15 protein-coding genes, 5 tRNA genes and 1 pseudogene are annotated in these 17651 nt (G+C 61.3%); 16 read left to right on the top strand and 5 right to left on the bottom strand.

The window, feature by feature from the left end; genetic code table 11:
* Positions 1 to 49 precede the first annotated feature (49 nt).
* The 3 genes and pseudogenes from AD659_RS17490 (at position 50) to AD659_RS30560 (ending at position 3273) form a co-directional block, all read left to right on the top strand.
* A complete protein-coding gene (locus AD659_RS17490) occupies positions 50 to 1366 on the top strand; it encodes a Na+/H+ antiporter family protein (RefSeq protein WP_162277314.1) in 1317 nt (438 codons plus the stop codon).
* A gap of 227 nt (positions 1367 to 1593) precedes the next feature.
* Positions 1594 to 2367: pseudogene (locus AD659_RS30565) on the top strand (cache domain-containing protein); the annotation flags it as partial.
* Between the two features lie 84 nt (positions 2368 to 2451).
* Positions 2452 to 3273 (top strand): methyl-accepting chemotaxis protein, encoded by an 822-nt coding sequence (locus AD659_RS30560; protein ID WP_370873826.1) that lies wholly within the window; start codon positions 2452 to 2454, stop codon positions 3271 to 3273.
* A gap of 320 nt (positions 3274 to 3593) precedes the next feature.
* Here AD659_RS30560 and trhP read toward each other — a convergent pair whose 3' ends face one another.
* Positions 3594 to 4925, bottom strand: coding sequence for a prephenate-dependent tRNA uridine(34) hydroxylase TrhP (gene trhP / locus AD659_RS17480; protein ID WP_053123499.1), 1332 nt, complete (start codon positions 4923 to 4925; stop codon positions 3594 to 3596).
* A 148-nt stretch (positions 4926 to 5073) separates the two neighbouring features.
* Here trhP and AD659_RS17475 point away from each other — a divergent pair, with 148 nt between their 5' ends.
* Positions 5074 to 6135, top strand: a complete 1062-nt coding sequence (locus AD659_RS17475; RefSeq protein WP_053123496.1) for an AI-2E family transporter — start codon at positions 5074 to 5076, stop codon at positions 6133 to 6135.
* Here AD659_RS17475 and AD659_RS17470 read toward each other — a convergent pair.
* The 3 genes from AD659_RS17470 to AD659_RS17460 form a co-directional block, all read right to left on the bottom strand.
* Positions 6132 to 6314, bottom strand: coding sequence for a hypothetical protein (locus AD659_RS17470; RefSeq protein ID WP_053123494.1), 183 nt, complete (start codon positions 6312 to 6314; stop codon positions 6132 to 6134). The genes AD659_RS17475 and AD659_RS17470 overlap by 4 nt on opposite strands.
* Before the next feature lie 89 nt (positions 6315 to 6403).
* Positions 6404 to 6598, bottom strand: a complete 195-nt coding sequence (locus tag AD659_RS17465; protein WP_003203896.1) for a hypothetical protein — start codon at positions 6596 to 6598, stop codon at positions 6404 to 6406.
* A gap of 246 nt (positions 6599 to 6844) precedes the next feature.
* Positions 6845 to 6920: transfer RNA gene (locus tag AD659_RS17460), tRNA-Asn, on the bottom strand.
* 235 nt (positions 6921 to 7155) lie between these two features.
* On the opposite strand from AD659_RS17460, the gene AD659_RS17455 reads away from it, so the two are divergent.
* A complete protein-coding gene (locus tag AD659_RS17455) occupies positions 7156 to 7383 on the top strand; it encodes a hypothetical protein (protein ID WP_053123492.1) in 228 nt (75 codons plus the stop codon).
* A 256-nt stretch (positions 7384 to 7639) separates the two neighbouring features.
* Here the strand turns inward: AD659_RS17455 and AD659_RS17450 are convergent, their stop codons facing one another.
* Positions 7640 to 8836: an amino acid aminotransferase gene (locus tag AD659_RS17450; RefSeq protein ID WP_053123490.1), complete on the bottom strand. Its 1197-nt coding sequence runs from the start codon at positions 8834 to 8836 to the stop codon at positions 7640 to 7642.
* A 332-nt stretch (positions 8837 to 9168) separates the two neighbouring features.
* On the opposite strand from AD659_RS17450, the gene uvrB reads away from it, so the two are divergent.
* The 11 genes from uvrB (at position 9169) to AD659_RS17395 (ending at position 17531) form a co-directional block, all read left to right on the top strand.
* Entirely contained in the window at positions 9169 to 11184 is a 2016-nt protein-coding gene (gene uvrB / locus AD659_RS17445; RefSeq protein ID WP_053123488.1) for an excinuclease ABC subunit UvrB, read from the top strand.
* Between the two features lie 229 nt (positions 11185 to 11413).
* Entirely contained in the window at positions 11414 to 12895 is a 1482-nt protein-coding gene (gene gltX / locus AD659_RS17440) for a glutamate--tRNA ligase (protein WP_053123486.1), read from the top strand.
* A 270-nt stretch (positions 12896 to 13165) separates the two neighbouring features.
* Positions 13166 to 13241, top strand: a tRNA-Ala gene (locus tag AD659_RS17435).
* 79 nt (positions 13242 to 13320) lie between these two features.
* Positions 13321 to 13396 (top strand) — tRNA-Glu (locus AD659_RS17430).
* A 53-nt stretch (positions 13397 to 13449) separates the two neighbouring features.
* Positions 13450 to 13525, top strand: a tRNA-Ala gene (locus AD659_RS17425).
* A gap of 75 nt (positions 13526 to 13600) precedes the next feature.
* Positions 13601 to 13676, top strand: a tRNA-Glu gene (locus AD659_RS17420).
* 178 nt (positions 13677 to 13854) lie between these two features.
* Complete coding sequence (locus tag AD659_RS17415) at positions 13855 to 14394, top strand: TetR/AcrR family transcriptional regulator (RefSeq protein ID WP_053123484.1); 540 nt, start codon at positions 13855 to 13857, stop codon at positions 14392 to 14394.
* 28 nt (positions 14395 to 14422) lie between these two features.
* On the top strand, positions 14423 to 15256 hold the full coding sequence (locus AD659_RS17410) for an alpha/beta fold hydrolase (RefSeq protein ID WP_053123483.1): 834 nt from the start codon (positions 14423 to 14425) through the stop codon (positions 15254 to 15256).
* A gap of 45 nt (positions 15257 to 15301) precedes the next feature.
* Positions 15302 to 15751 (top strand): acyl-CoA thioesterase, encoded by a 450-nt coding sequence (locus AD659_RS17405; protein ID WP_053123481.1) that lies wholly within the window; start codon positions 15302 to 15304, stop codon positions 15749 to 15751.
* 247 nt (positions 15752 to 15998) lie between these two features.
* Positions 15999 to 16958: a tRNA dihydrouridine synthase gene (locus tag AD659_RS17400; protein ID WP_053123479.1), complete on the top strand. Its 960-nt coding sequence runs from the start codon at positions 15999 to 16001 to the stop codon at positions 16956 to 16958.
* Between the two features lie 120 nt (positions 16959 to 17078).
* Positions 17079 to 17531, top strand: coding sequence for an Hsp20 family protein (locus tag AD659_RS17395; protein WP_053123476.1), 453 nt, complete (start codon positions 17079 to 17081; stop codon positions 17529 to 17531).
* The last annotated feature ends 120 nt before the right edge of the window (positions 17532 to 17651 follow it).

Below are 17651 nucleotides of genomic sequence, written 5' to 3'. Positions count from 1 at the left end.
GACCTTTTTGTCCGGTGGCTTTCCATCGCTGTGCTCTGAGGTAACGATGATAAATGCAGTAATTGCCGCGGTTGGCGTCATGCTGGTGCTCAGCCTGTCCCGCGTGCATGTGGTGATCGCGCTGATTATCGGCGCGTTGGTGGGTGGCCTGACGGGCGGCCTGGGGATCGAGGCCACGCTCAAGGCGTTCAATGCTGGCCTCGGCGGCGGTGCGACGGTGGCGTTGTCCTACGCCTTGCTCGGTGCCTTCGCCGTGGCGATTGCCAAGTCCGGCATGGCCCACGCCCTGGCGGACAAAGCCCTGGCCCTGGTGGATCGCCAGGATGCCGCTGGCGGCACGAGCGTCAAATGGGTGCTGATCGGTCTGCTGGGGACGGTCGCGGTCGCTTCTCAGAACGTCCTGCCGATCCACATCGCCTTCATCCCGTTGCTGGTGCCGCCGCTGCTCTACGTACTGACCAAGCTGCAACTGGACCGCCGCCTGATCGCCTGCGTCATGACCTTCGGCCTGATCACCCCCTACATGTTCCTGCCGGTGGGCTTCGGCAACATCTTCCTCAATGAAATCCTGCTGGCCAACGTCGCTCGCAGTGGCGTCGACGTCAGTGGCATCAATATCACCCACGCCATGGGTATCCCGGCGCTGGGCATGGTGTTTGGCCTGGCGCTGTCGTTCGTCACGTATCGCAAGAAGCGCGTCTACGACTTGAAGAAGATCGCCAAGGCCGAGCAAGTGGCGGTGCGCTACAACCCGCTGAGCCTGATTGTGGCCGGGCTGGCGGTGGCGGCGGCGTTCGCGATCCAGCTGTTGGTGGATTCGATGATCATCGGCGCCCTGGTCGGGTTCCTGATTTTCTCGCTGTCAGGGGTGGTGCGCTGGCGCGAGGCTGACGACCTGTTCACCGAAGGCATGAAGATGATGGCGATGATCGGCTTCATCATGATCGCCGCCTCAGGGTTCGCCGAAGTGATGAAGGCCACCGGTGAAGTCCAGAGCCTGGTGGAAACCTCGGCGGCCTGGATCGGCCACAACAAGGGCATCGGCGCGCTGATGATGTTGCTGGTGGGGCTGCTGGTGACCATGGGCATCGGCTCGTCGTTTTCCACGGTGCCGATCCTGGCGACGATTTTCGTGCCGCTGTGCCTGCAACTGGGCTTCAGCCCGCTGGCGATCGTCTGCATCGTCGGCACCGCCGGCGCCCTGGGCGATGCCGGCTCGCCGGCCTCGGACTCGACCCTGGGCCCGACCTCCGGCCTGAACATCGACGGCCAGCACCACCACATCTGGGACACCGTGGTCCCGACCTTCATCCATTACAACCTGCCGCTGCTGGCGTTTGGTTGGGTGGCGGCGATGGTGTTGTAGCTTCAAGACCGAGTCGCCTCAATCGCGAGCAGGCTCGCTCCCACAGGGAATCGGTGTGGACACAAGTGTTGTGAACACCACCGAACCCCTGTGGGAGCGAGCTTGCTCGCGATGAGGCCCTTAAATTCAATCCTTCCCTAAGCCCTATTCACCTTGTCCTACAGTTTTGCCGTGCGCTGCCGTTAATACAGCTAACCACGCCAATAACACCTACAAGAGTGAACAGCATGCGCCTGAGCCTGAAGGCTAAAGTCCTGTCCCTTGCGATACTGCCGGTATTGCTGTCCGCCGTGATCATCAGCCTGACCACGGCTTTCATCTTGAAGGAACAAGCGAGCAAAGAGGTCCTGCAGACCCGCGAGCGCCTGCTCAGCGAGGCCAAGGCCACGCTGCAGAACTACGTGGCGGTGGGTATTACTGCGATCAAGCCGCTCTACGATGCCGCGGCGCCTGGCGATAACGAGGCGCGTGCCCAGGCGATCAAGCTGCTGTCGAACATCAGCTACGGCAAGGACGGCTATTTCTTCGGCTACGACTCCGAAACCATTCGTCTGTTCAAGGCCAACAGCCCCGATGGCGTGGGCAAGAGCTTCAAGGACAATCGCGACCCGAACGGGGTCTATGTCAACCGTGACCTGGTGAAAGTCGCCAAGGACGGCACGCATTACCTGGAATACAGCTCGCCGTTGCCCGGCAGCAAGGACTTGGTGCCCAAGCTCGGCTACACCGAGTACCTGCCCAAGTGGGACCTGGCGGTCGGTAGTTCGGTCAACCTGGACGGCATCGAAGCCCAGGTGGCGCTGGTGGAAGCCAAGGTCCATGATCGCCTGCAAGGGGTGATCTTGAGCATCGTCGGGATCGCCGTGGTGGTGTTGCTGGTGATTGCAGTGGTGGGCCTGGTGCTCGCCAACACGATCCTGCGTCCGCTGCACCTGATGAAGAACAACCTCGACGACATCGCCGCGGGTGAGGGCGACCTGACCCGTCGCCTGGCCATCACCAGCCAGGACGAGCTCGGCCAACTGGCCGGGTCGTTCAACCGCTTCGTCGACAAGATCCACGGCCTGGTGCGACAGATCACTGACATGACCTCGCAACTGACCGGCCTGGTGACCCAAGTTTCCGAGCAGGCCCAGCGCTCCGAGCAGGCCATGGAACGTCAGCGCCATGAGACCGATCAGGTCGCCACGGCGATCAACGAGATGTCTTCGGCAGCCCAGGAAGTCGCCCGCAGTGCCCAGGGCGCCGCCGTCGCGGCCCAGCAGACCGACGAAGAAGGTCAGTCCGCCAAGCGCGTGGTGGCCGGCAGCATCCAGCAGATTCATGCATTGGTGAACGATATCCGCAGCAGCGGCGTGTCCCTGGACAGCCTGCAGCAGGACGTGGCCTCGATTGTCAGTGTGCTCGGGGTGATTCGTTCGATCGCCGAACAGACCAACCTGTTGGCCCTCAACGCCGCCATCGAGGCCGCGCGCGCCGGTGAGGCGGGGCGTGGGTTCGCGGTGGTGGCCGATGAAGTACGGGCCCTGGCCAGCCGGACCCAGCAGAGCACCCAGGAAATCCAGGGCATGATCGACCGCCTGCAATCCGGCACCCATGCGGCGGTGGAAGCGATGCGTCGTTCCAGCGAGGCCGGCGATGGCACCTCGGAACGGGCCAACGAGGCGGGCGCGTCCCTGGACACCATGGCGCAGCTGATCGGCACCATCAACTCGATGAACGCCCAGATCGCCAGCGCCGCCGAAGAACAGACCGCGGTGGCCGAAGAAATCAACCGCAGCGTGCATCAGATCGCCGTGGCCGTGGATAGCGTGGCCGACGAAACCCAACTTGGCGCCCAGACCTCCCGCAGCCTGGCCGACCTGGGCCAGCGCCTGGGCCAACTGGTGGGGCAGTTCCGGATCTGACCCCGGGGCAGCAGGAGCTGCCGAAGGCTGCGATCTTTCGCTCCCGATCCAGATGTTTTCGCCTGGGCTACCAGGCCCTATCGGAAGCGGAGGATCGCAGCCTTCGGCAGTTTCTGCCGGGCAAGTCGCTCCACTTATTCAAGTCATACACCCTTGTGGCGAGGGAGCTTGCTCCCGCTGGGCTCTGTAGGAGCTGGCGAAGCCTGCGATCTTTTGATCTTTCGCTTGAGATTCAAGTGCCTGGGAAAAGATCGCAGCCTCGTTGCACTCGACAGCTCCTACGCCCCAGCGGGAGCAAGCTCCCTCGCCACGAATCGATCTCAAGTGGGCGTCGGTCCTACATCCCGCATCAACAACCCAAACCGCAAATCCACCGCATCCGGGATCGGCACATAGACCACATGCCCATCCCCCGGCGCCACGTCGATGGCCTGGCCCTTGATGTTCTGCAACTGATGCAGGTCGAAGTGGAAGTTGCCCTTGGGGGTCATCAGTTCCAGGTGATCGCCCAGGCCAAAACGGTTCTTCACCCGCACTTCGGCCAGGCGTTCGCGCCGTTCGCCGGTCAGTTCGCCGACGAACTGCTGACGCTCCGAGACCGAGCTGCCGTTCTGGTAGTTCTGATACTCGTCGTGCACATGGCGTCTTAGAAAGCCTTCGGTGTAGCCGCGCTGGGCGAGGGACTCCAGGTCGGTCATCAGGCTGCGATCGAATTCCCGGCCAGCCACCGCGTCATCGATGGCCCGGCGATACACCTGGGTGGTGCGCGCGCAATAGAAGTGCGACTTGGTCCGGCCTTCGATCTTCAAGGAATGCACGCCCATGTGCGCCAGGCGCTCGACGTGTTGCACGGCCCGCAGGTCCTTGGCATTCATGATGTAGGTGCCGTGCTCGTCCTCGAAGGCCGGCATGGATTCGTCCGGGCGATTGGCTTCCTGGAGCAGAAACACCTGGTCGGTGGGCGCGCCGAGGCCCAGGGTCGGTTCGGGCTGGCAGGTTTGCACAATGTCGCCCACGGCGTTTTCCATCGCCGGCTGAGCCGAGTATTTCCAGCGGCACGCGTTGGTGCAGCTGCCCTGGTTGGCGTCGCGCTTGTTCAGATAACCCGAGAGCAGACAGCGCCCCGAATACGCCATGCACAGCGCGCCGTGGACGAACACTTCCAGCTCCATGGCTGGCACCTGCTGGCGGATCTCAGCGATTTCCTCCAGGGACAGTTCCCGGGACAGGATGATCCGGCTCAAGCCCTGCTGCTGCCAGAACTCGACGCTCGCCCAATTCACCGTGTTGGCCTGCACCGACAGGTGAATTGGCATCTGCGGGAAATGTCGGCGAACCAGCATGATCAGCCCCGGGTCGGACATGATCAGCGCGTCCGGCGCCATGGCGATCACCGGTTCGAGGTCTTTGAGGAAGGTCCGCAGCTTGGCGTTGTGCGGGGCAATGTTCACCACCACGTAGAAGCGCTTGCCCATGGCCTGGGCCTCGGCAATGCCCAAGGCCAGGTTCGCGTGGTCGAATTCGTTGTTGCGCACCCGCAGGCTGTAGCGCGGCTGGCCGGCATACACCGCGTCGGCACCGTAGGCGAAGGCATAACGCATGTTTTTCAGGGTGCCGGCGGGCGCCAGCAGTTCGGGGGCGGCGAGGGTCATGGTGGGGTCAGGTCGCAAAAAGCGCGGAGAGTACGCCAGGGGCGGCCGGCGCTTATTGACCTGGATCAAATGCGCGGCGCGAACGGGACGGCACTCCGACGAGTCCTGGCTGACTAATGTGTATCCCGCCTTTGGACATGGAAAGCTGATGAATCGAAAGATGCTGCAAAACAAAGCCCAGATGTTGTTGCTGGTGCTGGTCACGGTCGCCTTCATCTGGATTCTGCTGCCGTTCTACGGCGCGGTGTTCTGGGCGGTGATCCTGGGCATCGTCTTTGCGCCCATGCAGCGCCGCCTGCAGTTCAAGTTTGGTTGGCACCGCAATGTCACGTCGTTGTTCACCTTGAGCATCTGTGTGGTCATCGCGATCCTGCCGGTGATCGTCATCAGCATGTTGCTGGTCCAGGAAGGCGCGGCGCTGTACAAGAGCCTGGAGAGCGGAGAGCTGGACATTGCCGATTACCTGGCCCGCTTCAAGGAGGCCTTGCCGCCGTACTTCCAGCACCTGTTGGACCGCTTCGGCCTGGGCAACCTGAACGGCTTGCGCGACAAGATCGTCAAGAGCGCGATGCAGGGCAGCGAGTTCTTCGCTACCCAGGCCTTCAGTTTCGGTCAAGGCACTTTCCAGTTCCTGGTCAGCTTCTTCGTGATGCTCTATCTGCTGTTCTTCTTTCTGCGCGACGGCGCGGAGCTGGTGCGCAAGGTGCGCGCGGCGATTCCCTTGGCGGAACATCAAAAACGCCGCCTGCAGTTGAAATTCAATCGGGTAGTGCGTGCCACGGTGAAAGGCAACCTGCTGGTCGCCATTACCCAGGGAGCGCTGGGCGGGCTGATCTTCTGGATCCTGGGAATCCCGACGGTATTGCCCTGGGCGGTGCTGATGGCGTTCCTTTCGTTATTGCCGGCGGTGGGGGCGGGCCTTGTCTGGGCACCGGTGGCGGTGTATTTCCTGCTCTCGGGGGCGATCTGGCAGGGCGTGGTACTGACGCTGTTCGGGGTGTTCGTGATTGGCCTGGTGGACAATTTCCTGCGGCCGATCCTGGTGGGCAAGGACACCAAGATGCCTGACTACATGGTGCTGGTCTCGACACTGGGCGGGCTGGCGGTGTTCGGGCTGAACGGCTTCGTGATCGGGCCGCTGATCGCCGCGCTGTTCATGTCCTGCTGGGCGTTGTTCGTCGAGAGCTCGCCGCGTGTGCAGTTGCCCTAGGCACTCAGCAGGTAGGGGCCGATGCGTTGCGACAGGGCCTGGGCGGCGGGCAGTGAAGTCAGCGGGCCGCTGATGGTCACGCCGTCCTGCACCAGATACCAGCAGACCAGCAAGCCGAGCTCGCGGAGTGGGGCGGGGACGGCGCTGCCAATGACAGACATGATTTGAACCTTGGGCATGGGAAACCTCCATCAATCGATGGGGTTACCTTACGACTCAGGGGGAAGGACGGAAAATCAACTGGCTCAATAGTGGGAATCGATGCCGCTCAATCGACGACCAGATCGAGCATGTGCACCACTTCCTGCTCGTTGAGCAGGCCCTTGCGCACCAGGTTTTCCGCCAGCAGGGAAAGGAATTTGGCGCTGCGGTGGCCTTCCAGCTGCTTGAGTTCGGTCAGTACGTTGTACACCTTGCTGGAAGTGCACAGGCCGACAATGCGATGGGGGTTTTGTGTGGGCATACCTTCGTCCTTGTTGTTATGAAGCTGTTGTTGGCGGACAGTGCCAGTTTGCGGTCCTGTCATGACGCTCACGTGACAGCTTGGATTTTTGGAAAATAAAGCAGGATCCGGACCATATTGCCTTTTTGGCGCCGGATTATTGTTCCGGTAGCGACCTCGGGCGGGCTTATACGGCCATCCAGCTATTTTTCGCTCACAAAAAAGCCCCTGAATCTTTCGATTCAGGGGCTTTTGGATGTTGCTGTCTGGCTCCACGACCTGGACTCGAACCAGGGACCCAGTGATTAACAGTCACTTGCTCTACCAACTGAGCTATCGCGGAATGGCGCGTATGTTACTGATTGGAAAAGAGAAGTCAAGCGTCTATTGCCGGTCGGTGCATTCCTGATGCCCATTGAGGGGCAATCAACGATTGGCAGTTACCGCAACGGCGGGAGAGGGCTACCATGGTTGCCCGGAAGTGGCAGGACGCGCTGCCGGCCATTCGCCGACATTGAGGTACGCGCCATGAACCATCTGTTACCCCTTCACACAGCCCGCCGTACCGAGGTGCTCTTGTGAGTACCGCCCAGATCAGTTTGCCCAAGGGCGTGGGGCCTCATGCCGAGAAACTGTACGACGCCATTACCCAGGCCGGCACCGCCGAGGAGCTGAATCGCGCCGGTGGCAAGGCCGAGGGGTTTGTCCTGGGGCTGGAAAGCACCAAGGCGATCAAGAGCCAGGTGGCCGAGTCGTTGTATGTCATCTATGACGATGCGGCGAGCCAGCGGGCGACGGAGTTGTAGCCTCTGCTTTTGTGGCGAGGGAGCTTGCTCCCGCTGGGCTCTGTAGGAGCTGGCGAAGCCTGCGATCTTGATCTTTCGCTCCAGACTCAATTGGCAGTGAAAAGATCGCAGCCTCGTTGCACTCGACAGCTCCTACACAGCTCCTACGCCCCAGCGGGAGCAAGCCTCCTCGCCACAGAAGCAGGCCACAAAAACATCAGGTCAAAAAAAACGGGAAGCCCAATGGCTTCCCGTTTTTTCATACAGCGTCGAGGCGTCAGATCACCTGAACAATAGCCTTGGTCACCGCATCGATGTTGTTCTGGTTCAGCGCGGCCACGCAGATGCGGCCGGTGTCCAGGGCATAGATGCCGAACTCGTTGCGCAGGCGCGTCACTTGTTCAACGGTCAGGCCGGAGTAGGAGAACATCCCGCTCTGGCGTGCGACGAAGCTGAAGTCATGCTGCGGGGCGGCCTTGGCCAGCATGTCGACCATCTGGTCGCGCATGCCGCGAATCCGCAGGCGCATCTCGGCCAGCTCGGCTTCCCACTGGGCCCGCAGTTCCGGGCTGTTGAGCACGGCGGCAACGATGCTGGCGCCGTGGGTCGGCGGGTTGGAGTAGTTGGTGCGGATCACGCGCTTGACCTGGGACAGCACGCGGGCGCTTTCTTCCTTCGACTCGCTGACGATCGACAGGGCGCCAACGCGCTCGCCGTACAACGAGAACGATTTGGAGAACGAGCTGGAGGCGAAGAAGGTCAGGCCCGACTCGGCGAACAGGCGCACGGCCGCCGCGTCTTCGTCGATGCCTTCGCCAAAGCCCTGGTAAGCCATGTCCAGGAACGGTACGTGGTTCTTGGCCTTGACCACGGCCAGCACGTTTTTCCAGTCTTCCGGGCTCAGGTCCACGCCGGTCGGGTTGTGGCAGCAGGCGTGCAGCACAACGATCGAACGGTCGGGCAGGGCGTTGAGGTCTTCCAATAGGCCGCTGCGGTTCACGTCGTGGGTGGCGGCATCGTAGTAGCGATAGTTCTGCACCGGGAAGCCGGCGGTTTCGAACAGGGCGCGGTGGTTTTCCCAGCTCGGGTCGCTGATGGCGACGACGGCGTCAGGCAGCAGTTGCTTGAGGAAGTCGGCGCCGATTTTCAGCGCGCCGGTGCCGCCCACGGCCTGGGTGGTGATGACGCGGCCGGAAGCGATCAGCGCCGAGTCCTTGCCGAACAGCAAGGTCTGCACAGCCTGGTCGTAGGCGGCAATGCCGTCGATCGGCAGGTAACCACGGGAAACGTGCTGAGCCACGCGAATCGTCTCGGCTTCGACAACGGCGCGCAACAATGGAATACGCCCTTCCTCGTTGCAGTAAACACCCACGCCCAAGTTGACCTTATTGGTACGGGTGTCGGCGTTGAAAGCTTCGTTGAGGCCCAGGATGGGGTCGCGTGGTGCCAATTCGACAGCGGAAAACAGGCTCATTAGTGCGCGGCTCTGAATGGAGAATGAGGGGACGTGTCGCGCTCCAGCCGAATGCACTAGAGCGGTGCACAAACGGGGAGCTAGTATAGAGGCCATCACCCGGCACGGCGACAGGCTATTCGGTGTTTACCGTAAGTATTTTCGATTTTTTTCGACCGTTAGTCCCTTCGCAGCGTCAAAGTCTGCAAGGCGTGTAGGACGTTCGTCTTGAAAGCGAAGGCATTCACCTCCACATTGTGTGCATCCCAGCTTTTTCCTCGGGCGACATCAGTCGTTTCGGTCTTTCTCGTTCCTGTCGGCTGGCCGACAGGGGTGAATCCAGAGGTTATGTCATGTCTGAATTCCAGCTAGTCACCCGCTTCCAGCCCGCCGGCGATCAGCCGGAAGCCATCCGCCTGATGGTCGAAGGCATCGAGGCCGGGCTGGCGCACCAGACGTTGCTCGGTGTGACCGGCTCGGGCAAGACCTTCAGCATCGCCAACGTGATCGCCCAGGTGCAGCGCCCGACCCTGGTGCTGGCGCCGAACAAGACCCTGGCGGCGCAGTTGTACGGTGAGTTCAAGGCGTTTTTCCCGAATAACGCCGTCGAGTACTTCGTTTCCTACTACGACTACTACCAGCCCGAGGCCTACGTGCCGTCGTCGGACACCTTCATCGAGAAGGACGCCTCGATCAACGACCACATCGAACAGATGCGACTGTCGGCGACCAAGGCGTTGCTCGAGCGCAAGGACGCGATCATCGTCACCACGGTGTCGTGTATCTACGGCTTGGGCAGCCCGGAAACCTACCTGAAGATGGTGCTGCACGTGGACCGCGGCGACAAACTCGATCAGCGCGCCTTGCTCCGGCGCCTGGCGGACTTGCAGTACACCCGCAACGACATGGACTTTGCCCGGGCGACGTTCCGGGTGCGCGGCGATGTGATCGACATCTATCCGGCGGAATCGGACCTGGAAGCGATCCGCATCGAACTGTTCGACGATGAAGTGGAGAGCATTTCGGCGTTCGACCCGCTGACCGGCGAAGTGATCCGCAAGTTGCCACGCTTCACCTTCTACCCCAAGAGCCACTATGTGACGCCCCGGGAAACCCTGCTGGACGCCATCGAAGGGATCAAGGTCGAGTTGCAGGAGCGCCTGGAGTACCTGCGTTCGAATAACAAGTTGGTGGAAGCCCAACGCCTGGAGCAACGGACCCGCTTCGACCTGGAGATGATCCTGGAGCTGGGCTACTGCAACGGCATCGAAAACTACTCGCGCTACCTGTCGGGTCGCCCGGCGGGTGCGCCGCCGCCCACGTTGTATGACTACCTGCCAGCCGATGCCTTGCTGGTGATCGACGAGTCCCACGTCAGCGTGCCCCAAGTCGGCGCCATGTACAAAGGCGACCGTTCGCGCAAGGAAACCCTGGTGGAGTACGGCTTCCGCCTGCCCTCGGCCCTGGACAACCGGCCGATGCGCTTCGATGAATGGGAAAGTGTCAGCCCACAGACGATTTTTGTCTCGGCCACCCCCGGCAACTACGAGGCCGAGCATGCCGGGCGGGTGGTCGAGCAAGTGGTACGGCCGACCGGGCTGGTCGACCCGCAAGTCGAGGTGCGTCCGGCGCTGACCCAGGTCGATGATCTGCTCTCGGAAATCACCAAGCGCGTGGCGGTGGAGGAGCGGGTGCTGGTCACCACGCTGACCAAACGCATGGCCGAAGACCTCACCGATTATCTGGCCGACCATGGCGTGCGGGTGCGATACCTGCACTCGGACATCGACACGGTGGAGCGGGTCGAGATCATCCGCGACCTGCGCCTGGGCACCTTCGATGTGCTGGTGGGCATCAACCTGCTGCGTGAAGGCCTGGACATGCCGGAAGTGTCGCTGGTGGCGATTCTCGACGCCGATAAGGAAGGTTTCCTGCGTTCCGAGCGTTCGTTGATCCAGACCATCGGTCGCGCGGCGCGTAACCTCAATGGCCGGGCGATCCTGTATGCCGATCGCATCACCGGCTCCATGGAGCGGGCCATCGGCGAGACCGAGCGCCGTCGCGACAAGCAGATCGCCTTCAACCTGGCCAATGGCATCACCCCCAAGGGCGTGTTCAAGGACGTCGCCGACATCATGGAAGGCGCCACCGTGCCCGGCTCGCGCAGCAAGAAGCGCAAGGGCATGGCCAAGGCCGCCGAAGAGAGCGCCCGCTACGAGGCCGAACTGCGCTCGCCAAGTGAGATCACCAAGCGTATCCGGCAATTGGAAGAGAAGATGTACCAACTGGCCCGAGACCTGGAATTCGAAGCGGCGGCGCAGTTGCGTGATGAGATTGGCAAGTTGCGGGAGCGGTTGCTGACTGTCTGAGTATTGCAGTGGCTTCAAAGGCCCCATCGCGAGCAGGCTCGCCCCCACATTGGACCGCATCCAGTCCAGACAACTCGGTTTCCTGTGGGAGCGAGCCTGCTCGCGATGAGGGCGACTCGGTCTGGTAGGCTTTACTCAAATCGGCCTCTCACTGGAGCCCGCCCGCCATCGCCTGTTACCATTCGCCCCCTGTTCGATCTTCGCTTTTATATTCTTTCCGAGACATGCCATGACCACCGTCCGCACCCGCATCGCGCCTTCGCCCACTGGCGATCCCCATGTCGGCACCGCCTACATCGCTTTGTTCAACTATTGCTTTGCCAAGCAGCATGGCGGCGAGTTCATCCTGCGGATCGAGGACACCGACCAGTTGCGTTCGACCCGCGAGTCCGAACAGCAGATCTTCGACGCCCTGCGCTGGTTGGGGATCGATTGGAGCGAAGGGCCGGACGTCGGCGGTCCCCACGGTCCGTACCGCCAGAGCGAGCGTGGCGAGATCTACAAGCAGTATTGCCAGCAGTTGGTGGACATGGGGCATGCGTTCCCTTGCTTCTGCACCGCCGAAGAACTGGACCAGATGCGCGCCGAGCAAATGGCCCGCGGTGAAACCCCGCGCTACGACGGCCGGGCGCTGCTGCTGTCCAAGGAAGAGGTCGCCCGTCGCCTGGCGGCTGGCGAACCCCATGTGATCCGTATGAAGGTGCCGAGCGAAGGCGTCTGCGTGGTGCCGGACATGCTGCGTGGCGATGTCGAGATCCCGTGGGACCGCATGGACATGCAAGTGCTGATGAAGACCGACGGATTGCCGACGTACTTCCTGGCCAACGTGGTCGACGATCACCTGATGGGCATCACCCATGTCCTGCGCGGTGAAGAGTGGCTACCGTCGGCACCGAAACTCATCCTGCTTTACGAATACTTCGGCTGGGAACAACCGCAGTTGTGCTACATGCCGCTGCTGCGTAACCCGGACAAGAGCAAGCTGTCCAAGCGCAAGAACCCGACCTCGGTGACGTTCTACGAGCGCATGGGCTTCATGCCCGAGGCCATGCTCAACTACCTAGGCCGCATGGGCTGGTCGATGCCGGACGAGCGCGAGAAGTTCTCGCTGCAGGAAATGGTCGAGCACTTCGATCTGTCGCGCGTCTCCCTGGGTGGGCCGATCTTCGACGTCGAGAAGTTGTCGTGGCTCAACGGCCAATGGCTGCGGGACCTGCCGGTGGAAGAGTTCGCTGCCCGTGTGCAGAAGTGGGCGTTTAACCCCGAGTACATGATGAAGATCGCTCCCCACGTGCAGGGCAGGGTCGAGACCTTCAGCCAGATCGCCCCGCTGGCCGGCTTCTTCTTCGCCGGTGGTGTGACGCCGGACGCGAAGCTGTTCGAATCCAAGAAGCTCTCCGGCGATCAGGTGCGCCAGTTGATGCAGTTGATCCTGTGGAAGCTCGAAAGCCTGCGTCAATGGGAGAAGGACAGCATTACCGCGACCATCCAGGCCGTGGTCGAGTCGCTGGAGTTGAAATTGCGCGACGCCATGCCGCTGATGTTCGCCGCCATTACCGGCCAGGCCAGCTCGGTGTCGGTGCTCGATGCGATGGAAATCCTCGGCCCGGACCTGACCCGTTTCCGTCTGCGCCAGGCCATCGATCTGCTCGGTGGCGTGTCGAAGAAGGAAAACAAGGAGTGGGAAAAACTGCTGGGCGCGATCGCCTAAATAGCCTGTAGGCGCTGTGTAGGAGCTGACGAGCGAAGCGAGGCTGCGATCTTTTGATCTTTCGCTTGAGATTCAATTAGCTGGGTAAAGATCGCAGCCTCGTTGCACTCGTCAGCTCCTACACAGCTCCTACGAAACAGGCGAGGCCCCAGTTTTATTGGGGAAGATGGTAAGTGATTGTTATCCCGGCAAAAAACTTTCAAATTTGTTGAAAATAAATTTGACAGCCCTCCGATACGCCCTTAAGATTCGCCCCGTCCTCAGCGATGAGGGGCTATAGCTCAGCTGGGAGAGCGCTTGCATGGCATGCAAGAGGTCGACGGTTCGATCCCGTCTAGCTCCACCAATTTACACTTCAAGGCCTGGCCACACCGGCCTTGAAGCGATCAACACTCAGCGTTGATCAGTTGTATAGAAGGGTTTGCGTCCCCTTCGTCTAGTGGCCTAGGACACCGCCCTTTCACGGCGGTAACAGGGGTTCGAGTCCCCTAGGGGACGCCAGTTTTACAGAAGCGATGTTGCAAGATGTCGCTCCGCCGCGAGGCGAAAAATCCGGGGCTATAGCTCAGCTGGGAGAGCGCTTGCATGGCATGCAAGAGGTCGACGGTTCGATCCCGTCTAGCTCCACCAATTTACACTTCAAGGTCTGGCCACACCGGCCTTGAAGCGATCAGTTCTCAGCGCTGATCACGTTAGAAGGTTTGTGTCCCCTTCGTCTAGTGGCCTAGGACACCGCCCTTTCACGGCGGTAACAGGGGTTCGAGTCCCCTAGGGGACGCCACGATTACCCGCTCTGCGGGATTTTATAAGGGTCATTCAATTCTTGAATGGCCCTTTTGTTTGTCTGGCGTTCGGCCAATTTCCTATCCTTGAAAACACTTCTGACCAGCGGTCGAAATTTCCGCTTGTGGAAAATTATTATATGGATAATATTTCAATCGTAATATTCGGAGGCGACGATGAGCGATAAAAAGGCACAAACCCGTGAACGCATTCTCAAGGCCGCCAGCGATGCACTGATCCAGCGTGGGCCGGCAGAGCCGAGCGTGGGCGAGGTGATGGGCGCGGCCGGGCTGACGGTGGGCGGTTTCTATGCCCACTTCGAAAGCAAGGATGCCTTGATGCTGGAGGCCTTCAAGCAACTGCTCAATCGCCGCCGCGGCTTGATCGCCGATATGGACAACGAGCTGACAGGCGAAGAGCGACGCGCCCTGGTCGCAGCCTTCTATCTGTCGCGAAAGCACCGTGATTCCACCGAGCAAGCCTGTCCGATCCCGGCGTCGGTCGGCGAACTCGGACGGCTGCCGGATGCGTTTCGCGAGGTGCTCAATGAGCATATCGAGCTGATGGTCGCCCAATTGGCGGCCAGTCCGGAAGACGCCGACAAGGCCTTGGCCGACATCGCCTTGATGGTCGGTGGCTTGGCCCTGGCGCGGGCATTGGGCCCGGGAGAGTTATCGGATCGTTTGCTGCGCGCCGCCAAGTCGGCGGTGCGTTGAACTGAGGTGCAGGCCCTGGAGATGAGCGATGGACAAGTTGAGCTGGATTCGTAGCGTCAATGGCACGCTTGGCTGGGTGGCTCCGCGCCTGGTGGCGAAGCAGATGCGTTCGTTGTTCATGCGCCCTCGAAATTTGCCGCCACGGGATTGGGAGCTGCCACTGCTGGCAACCTCCGAGCGAGTCACCTTGCGCTTCGGTCTCTCGGCCTTGCGCTGGGGCAAAGGCCCGGCGGTCTTGCTGATGCATGGCTGGGAAGGGCGGCCGACCCAGTTCGCGGCGCTGATCACGGCCCTGGTAAACGCCGGTTACACCGTGGTGGCGCTGGACGGTCCGGCCCATGGTCGCTCGCCGGGTCGCGAGGCGAATGTGCTGTTGTTCGCCAGGGCCATGCTCGAAGCCGCTGCTGAATTGCCGCCGTTGCAGGCCGTGATCGGGCATTCCATGGGCGGCGCCAGTGCCATGTTGGCCGTCCAGTTGGGGTTGCGCACCGAGACGCTGGTCAGCATCGCCGCGCCTGCGCGCATTCTTGGGGTGCTGCGCGGTTTCTCCCGGATGATGGGGCTGCCACCCAAGGCGCGTTCGGCCTTTATTCGCCAGGTGGAAAACGATGTGGGAATGCCGGCCTCGAAGATGGATGTCGCGCATTACCAACTGGACGTGCCCGGGTTGATCGTCCATGCCGAAGACGACACGTCGGTTTCGGTCAAGGAGTCGCAGTTGATTCATGAGGCCTGGTTCGACAGTCGGCTGCTGCGATTGCCACAGGGCGGGCATCAGCGGGTGCTGGCCGATCCTCGTGTCATTGATGGCGTGTTATCACTGCTGGCCGGTCGCAGCCTGCAAGCGCGGCAATCGGCTTGAGCATCCGGTACACTGCCCCGATCCAAATTCGACCGGGAGAGGGGCATGGGCTGGGATCGGGCAACGCCATTCGTCATTGATCTTCAGGTCAATGACGAAGACATCGATGGGCTGGGCCACGCCAATAACGCGGTGTATGTCACCTGGCTCGAGCGCTGTGCCTGGCGCCATTCCCAGCGCCTGGGCTTGGATCTGGTGGAATACCGACGCCTGGACCGGGCCATGGCGGTGGTGCGGCATGAAATCGATTACCTGGCGGCTGCCTATGAAGGCGACGAGCTGCAATTGGCGACCTGGATCGTCGATTGGGACCAGCGCCTGAAAATGAACCGGCATTTCCAACTGGTTCGTCCCAGCGACAACACCACGTTGCTACGGGCCCAGACTACCTTCGTCTGCATCGAACTGTCCACCGGCCGACCCAAGCGCATGCCGCCGGAGTTCATTGAGGGTTATGGCCCGGCCCTGGAACCGTCCGGCATCCTCATAGACTGACCCACCGCCATCGCGAGCAGGCTCGCTCCCACAGGGTTTGGCGGTGGATTCCGGTTTCGTGAACGCTTTGGAACCCGTGTGGGAGCGAGCTTGCTCGCGATGACGGCAGCAAATTCAACATCGATGCAAGCTGATCCACCGCTATCGCGAGCAAGCTCGCTCCCACAAGGGATTTGTGGTGAATGCCGGATATGTGGGCAAAATCCGGTAAACTGTCGCACGTTTTTTCGTTCGAGTGTGTGTTTCCATGCAAATTGCCCTGGCGCCCATGGAGGGGTTGGTCGACAACATCCTGCGGGACGTCCTGACCCGTGTTGGCGGTATCGACTGGTGTGTCACCGAGTTCATCCGCGTCAACGACCGTCTGCTCACGCCGGCTTATTTCCACAAGCTTGCCCCTGAGCTGTTGACCGGTGCCCAGACCGCCGCCGGCGTGCCGTTGCGAGTGCAGTTGCTCGGTTCCGATCCGGTGTGCCTGGCGGAAAACGCGGCGTTGGCGTGCGAATTGGGTTCGGAGGTGATCGACCTGAACTTCGGTTGCCCGGCCAAGACCGTGAACAAATCCCGGGGCGGGGCGGTGTTGCTCAAGGAACCGGAACTGCTCAACGAAATCGTCGAACACGTGCGTCGCGCGGTGCCGAAACACATCCCCGTCACCGCCAAGATGCGCCTGGGCTTCGATAGCCCGGACGGCGCGCTGGTCTGTGCCACGGCGCTGGCCGAAGGCGGCGCGGCGCACATCGTGGTGCATGCGCGGACCAAGGTCGACGGATACAAGCCTCCGGCCCATTGGGAGTGGATCCCCAGGGTGCAGGAAGTGGTCAAGGTGCCGGTGTTCGCCAACGGCGACATCTGGAGCGTTGAAGACTGGCGCCGCTGCCGCGAAATCAGCGGCGTGGAAGACATCATGCTCGGTCGCGGCCTGGTTTCCCGCCCGGACCTGGCCCGGCAGATCGCCGCTGCCCGGGCTGGCGAAGAGGTGGTCGAGATGTCTTGGGCCGAGCTGCAGCCGATGCTCCACGACTTCTGGGCGCAAGTGGTCGAGCAACTGACACCGCGCCAGGCCCCGGGTCGGTTGAAGCAATGGCTGGCGATGTTGACCCGCAATTACCCCGAAGCGGTGGCGCTGTTTACCGCGCTGCGCCGGGAAACCGATCTGGACGCGGTGGGTCATTTACTGGGTGTTCAGCGCACTGAAGCGGCCTGAAAAAAATTTCAAAAAAACCTCTTGAAAAGTTTTTGGCGAACCCTAGATAGGGGTTACGCGATGCCGAATTCGGGTCGCGGAGACAAAAAACCTTGCTGATTTTTTCAGGAGATTTGAATCATGAGTACTGCATTTTCGCTGGCCCCTCTGTTCCGTTCCTCGGTAGGCTTCGACCGTTTCAACGATTTGTTCGAAACCGCCCTGCGCAACGAACCAGGCAGCAGTTATCCACCCTACAACGTGGAAAAACATGGTGATGACGAATACCGCATCGTGGTCGCCGCCGCCGGGTTCCAGGAAGAAGACCTGGACCTGCAAGTGGAAAAAGGTGTGCTGACCATCAGTGGCGGCAAGCGTGAAGCCAGCAACGACAGCGTCACCTTCCTGCACCAGGGCATTGCCCAGCGTGCGTTCAAGCTGTCCTTCCGGTTGGCGGACCATATCGAGATCAAGTCCGCTGGCCTGCGCAACGGTCTGTTGAGCATCGACCTGTTGCGAGTGGTTCCGGAAGAGGCGAAAGCTAAGCGCATCCCGATCAACGGTGCGCAGCAGCAACCCGCCCTGCAAAACTGATGCATCGCAACTGAAGAAGGGCGCCCAATGGCGCCCTTCTTCGTTTTTTGGAGGGGGGCGTGGAAGACCAAATGTGGCGAGGGAGCTTGCTCCCGCTGGGCGCGAAGCGGCCCTGAAACC

The organism is Pseudomonas thivervalensis (genome assembly GCF_001269655.1).
Taxonomy (GTDB): domain Bacteria; phylum Pseudomonadota; class Gammaproteobacteria; order Pseudomonadales; family Pseudomonadaceae; genus Aquipseudomonas; species Aquipseudomonas thivervalensis.
This window is presented reverse-complemented; position numbering and strand designations above follow the sequence as displayed.

Coding starts and splice junctions, on each gene's coding strand:
- AD659_RS17465 (WP_003203896.1), bottom strand. CDS start 6,598: ATGCCCACACAAAACCCCCATCGCATTGTCGGCCTGTGCACTTCCAGC.
- AD659_RS17405 (WP_053123481.1), top strand. CDS start 15,302: ATGGGCTGGGATCGGGCAACGCCATTCGTCATTGATCTTCAGGTCAAT.
- AD659_RS17450 (WP_053123490.1), bottom strand. CDS start 8,836: ATGAGCCTGTTTTCCGCTGTCGAATTGGCACCACGCGACCCCATCCTG.
- AD659_RS17395 (WP_053123476.1), top strand. CDS start 17,079: ATGAGTACTGCATTTTCGCTGGCCCCTCTGTTCCGTTCCTCGGTAGGC.
- AD659_RS17410 (WP_053123483.1), top strand. CDS start 14,423: ATGGACAAGTTGAGCTGGATTCGTAGCGTCAATGGCACGCTTGGCTGG.
- AD659_RS17400 (WP_053123479.1), top strand. CDS start 15,999: ATGCAAATTGCCCTGGCGCCCATGGAGGGGTTGGTCGACAACATCCTG.
- AD659_RS17470 (WP_053123494.1), bottom strand. CDS start 6,314: ATGCCCAAGGTTCAAATCATGTCTGTCATTGGCAGCGCCGTCCCCGCC.
- trhP (WP_053123499.1), bottom strand. CDS start 4,925: ATGACCCTCGCCGCCCCCGAACTGCTGGCGCCCGCCGGCACCCTGAAA.
- uvrB (WP_053123488.1), top strand. CDS start 9,169: ATGTCTGAATTCCAGCTAGTCACCCGCTTCCAGCCCGCCGGCGATCAG.
- AD659_RS17475 (WP_053123496.1), top strand. CDS start 5,074: ATGAATCGAAAGATGCTGCAAAACAAAGCCCAGATGTTGTTGCTGGTG.
- gltX (WP_053123486.1), top strand. CDS start 11,414: ATGACCACCGTCCGCACCCGCATCGCGCCTTCGCCCACTGGCGATCCC.
- AD659_RS17415 (WP_053123484.1), top strand. CDS start 13,855: ATGAGCGATAAAAAGGCACAAACCCGTGAACGCATTCTCAAGGCCGCC.
- AD659_RS30560 (WP_370873826.1), top strand. CDS start 2,452: ATGACCTCGCAACTGACCGGCCTGGTGACCCAAGTTTCCGAGCAGGCC.